Origin of the sequence: Plesiomonas sp., from assembly GCF_051650925.1 — a bacterium.
Taxonomy (GTDB): domain Bacteria; phylum Pseudomonadota; class Gammaproteobacteria; order Enterobacterales; family CAMTGL01; genus Plesiomonas.
Genome location: NZ_JBOFRH010000169.1, coordinates 1 through 3,213 on the forward strand (window position 1 = coordinate 1; position 3,213 = coordinate 3,213).

Here is a 3,213-nt window from a genome sequence, read left to right on the forward strand (position 1 = left end):
TGGCCGACAGCGGCATCTTGATGCACGGCTCGGCACAACACAATCATCTACGGATGACCCCGCTTGGCAGCCTGCGCAGCACTTGGTTAAGCCCAGCATCAGTGCCGGTACATCCGTTATCTTCCTACGCAGAGCACAGTGATGATTCTGTTGCTATGCGCAGTAAAATTGCGCTGATCGGCATCGAAGGCTTCCATGATTTCCAGCCGGAAATGGCGGCCGCAACACTGCGCGAACACCCGCTGTACCGTCACTGCGATATCGTTACCGACCACCTGACCTTGCCGCAACTTGATCTGCTGCGCACAAACCCCAGTGAGTTTCGCTCAGTCAACATTGCCCGCGTGCTCGAACAGCTCACTAACCTAGCACCACTGGCCGCCGAACTGCAACGGGCCGCGCAACAAGCACAAACTGTGATTTTACCGGCAGTACTGGGGCTTGAGCAGCACGATCTGCTGGCTCGTCTGCAAACACTGACCGGTTTAACACTGCTCGAATTGCCGACCTTGCCACCCTCAGTGCTGGGTATTCGACTACAACAGGCTCTGAAACGCCGTTTTCAACAGCTCGGTGGTCTGCTAATGAACGGCGATCAGGTGCGCAGCGCAACGCTTGAGTCCGGCCGCGTGCAGGCACTGTATACCCGAAATCATGAGGATATTCCGGTACAAGCCGATTATGTCGTGCTGGCCAGCGGCAGCTTTTTCAGCAACGGTTTAGTCGCCGAATTTGACCGTATTCGTGAGCCTATTTTTGGGCTGGATGTGGTTGATACCGGAGAACGCGCACAGTGGAGCAACCCACAGTTTCTGACCAGTCAGCCGTTTTTACAGTTCGGCGCACAGGTTGATAATCAGTTACGCGCCCGCAAAGCAGGAAAAACCATTGAGAATTTATATGTCATCGGCTCGGTGCTCGGTGGCTATGATCCTATCTATCTTGGCTGCGGTGCCGGTGTGTCCGTCACCACTGCACTTACCGTAGCAGAACAGATCCTGCAACGTCAGGAGGCCCACGCATGAGCATCACCCCCGATTCAAGCTTTGAAAGCTGCATAAAGTGTACCGCCTGTACTACGTTTTGTCCGGTATCGAAGGTCAACCCGCTCTATCCTGGCCCTAAGCAGGCCGGCCCTGATGGTGAGCGCCTACGGCTCAAAGACCCTGATCTGTATGATGAAGCCCTGAAATATTGCACCAACTGCAAACGCTGCGAAGTAGCTTGTCCGTCTGATGTCAAAATTGGTGACATTATTCAACGCGCCCGTGCCCAATACAGCCAGAAAAAACCGACACTGCGCGATGCGATTTTAAGCCATACCGATCTGATGGGCTCACTCTCAACCCCGTTTGCCCCCATCATCAACCTAACTACCGGCTTAAAGCCCGTACGCAAACTGCTCGACAGCGCACTGAAAGTCGATCACCGCCGTGAACTGCCCAAGTATTCACACGGTACATTTCGCAACTGGTATCGCAAACATGCGGCAGACAAGCAGGCCCAGTATGCCGAGCAGATCGCCTATTTTCACGGCTGCTATGTCAACTACAACCATCCACAACTGGGTAAAGATCTGATCCGCGTATTTAATGCCATGGGGCTTGGCGTACAGTTGCTGGATAAAGAGAAGTGCTGCGGCGTACCGCTGATTGCCAACGGGTTTACCGAAAAAGCAAAAAAACAGGCCAGCTTCAACGTGAAGCATCTGGAAACCGCCGTGGAACAAAAAGGGTTGCCGGTTGTGGCCACCTCTTCCACCTGCACCTTCACGCTGCGCGATGAGTACCCGCATATTTTGGGGATAGACAACAGCAAAGTGCGCAGCCACATCGATCTGGTCACCCGCTTTTTATACCGTGAACTCAGCGCTGGCCGTACCTTGCCGCTCAAACACACTCCGCTGAAAGTGGCTTACCACACGCCATGCCATATGGAAAAAATGGGCTGGGTTCCCTATACCCTTGATTTACTCCAACGTATTCCGGGAATAGAGCTGATTATGCTCGACTCACAATGCTGTGGTATTGCCGGAACATACGGTTTTAAATCAGAGAATTACGACACCTCACAGGCTATCGGCTCACCACTGTTCCGCCAGATTGAAGAGAGCGGGGTTGATTTTGTGGTGTCTGACTGTGAAACCTGCAAATGGCAGATTGAGATGTCGACCAGTAAACGCTGCGAGCACCCGATCACCGTATTGGCCCAAGCACTGGCCTGATAACTCAGCGAATAACGTCGCTAATAATCTCGCTAACAGGCTAAAACAAAAACGGGCATGCCCTCCGCTGCCCGTTTTTGTTGTTTACTCGGCTGATACAGACAGCGTTAGTTTTGCTGCACCCACACCGCTTTTTCTGGTGTATGTGTCAGACGTTTGAGCAGAAAATTGAGCAATACACCGTATGCCGGCACAAACAACCCCAAACTGATAATCAGTTTGAAGGTGTAATCCACCAGCGCGATCTCTACCCAATGCTGGGCCATAAACAGATCGGGGCTTTTATAGAAGGCAATAAAGAAGAACGATGCGGTATCACTGATATTACCAAACAGCGTAGATGCCATCGGTGCCAACCACCACGCCTTCATCTGACGTAAACGGTTAAAAACATTAATATCAAGGATTTGACCGAGCAGATACGCCATAAAGCTGGCAACCGCAATCCGCGCCACAAACAGATTAAATGTCGCCAGTGAAGCGAACCCCTGATAGCTTCCTGCCAAAAACAGCACAGAAACCACATACGAGATCAGTAACGAAGGCAACATCACAGCAAGAATGATCCGGCGCGCCATTGCCGCACCATAAATTCTGACCGTTAAATCAGTGGCTAAAAAGATAAACGGAAACGAGAATGCGCCCCACGTGGTATGAAAACCAAAAATCGTGATCGGCAACTGCACCAGATAGTTACTTGAAGCGATGATAAAAACATGAAACAAAACCAGCCAGATCAGCGCATGGCGCTGCTGGTCGCGGCTAAAAGAGAGCATGACACGTCCACCTTTTTGTTAGTTGGGGTGAGGGAACCCAATACCAGAAATTTATCAGCCACAGCCGGTTTTGCCTACAAAACAGAAGATACAACACCGGCATAGACTGACCTACGGCGCAGAGTATACCTGTGTGTTGCGCAACTGTCAGCTATTGTCCAGCACCGTGGTAAAGAGAGCCTGTTGAGTCGTTAAAAACTGCAATACCGCCAC

The 3,213-nt window shown here is 51.4% G+C and carries 3 protein-coding genes; 2 read left to right on the forward strand and 1 reads right to left on the reverse strand.

Annotation, left to right across the window (positions count from 1 at the left end; all coding sequences use genetic code 11):
- Both glpB and glpC read left to right on the forward strand, forming a co-directional pair.
- A partial coding sequence (gene glpB, locus ACRC27_RS03870) for an anaerobic glycerol-3-phosphate dehydrogenase subunit GlpB (protein WP_438639235.1) occupies positions 1 to 1,025 on the forward strand: 1,025 nt, incomplete at its 5' end.
- Positions 1,022 to 2,224: an anaerobic glycerol-3-phosphate dehydrogenase subunit GlpC gene (gene glpC, locus ACRC27_RS03875; protein ID WP_438623839.1), complete on the forward strand. Its 1,203-nt coding sequence runs from the start codon at positions 1,022 to 1,024 to the stop codon at positions 2,222 to 2,224. The genes glpB and glpC, both read left to right, overlap by 4 nt.
- Before the next feature lie 107 nt (positions 2,225 to 2,331).
- On the opposite strand, the gene ACRC27_RS03880 is transcribed toward glpC, so the two are convergent.
- Positions 2,332 to 3,000, reverse strand: a complete 669-nt coding sequence (locus ACRC27_RS03880; RefSeq protein WP_438629301.1) for a 7-cyano-7-deazaguanine/7-aminomethyl-7-deazaguanine transporter — start codon at positions 2,998 to 3,000, stop codon at positions 2,332 to 2,334.
- Between the last annotated feature and the right edge of the window lie 213 nt (positions 3,001 to 3,213).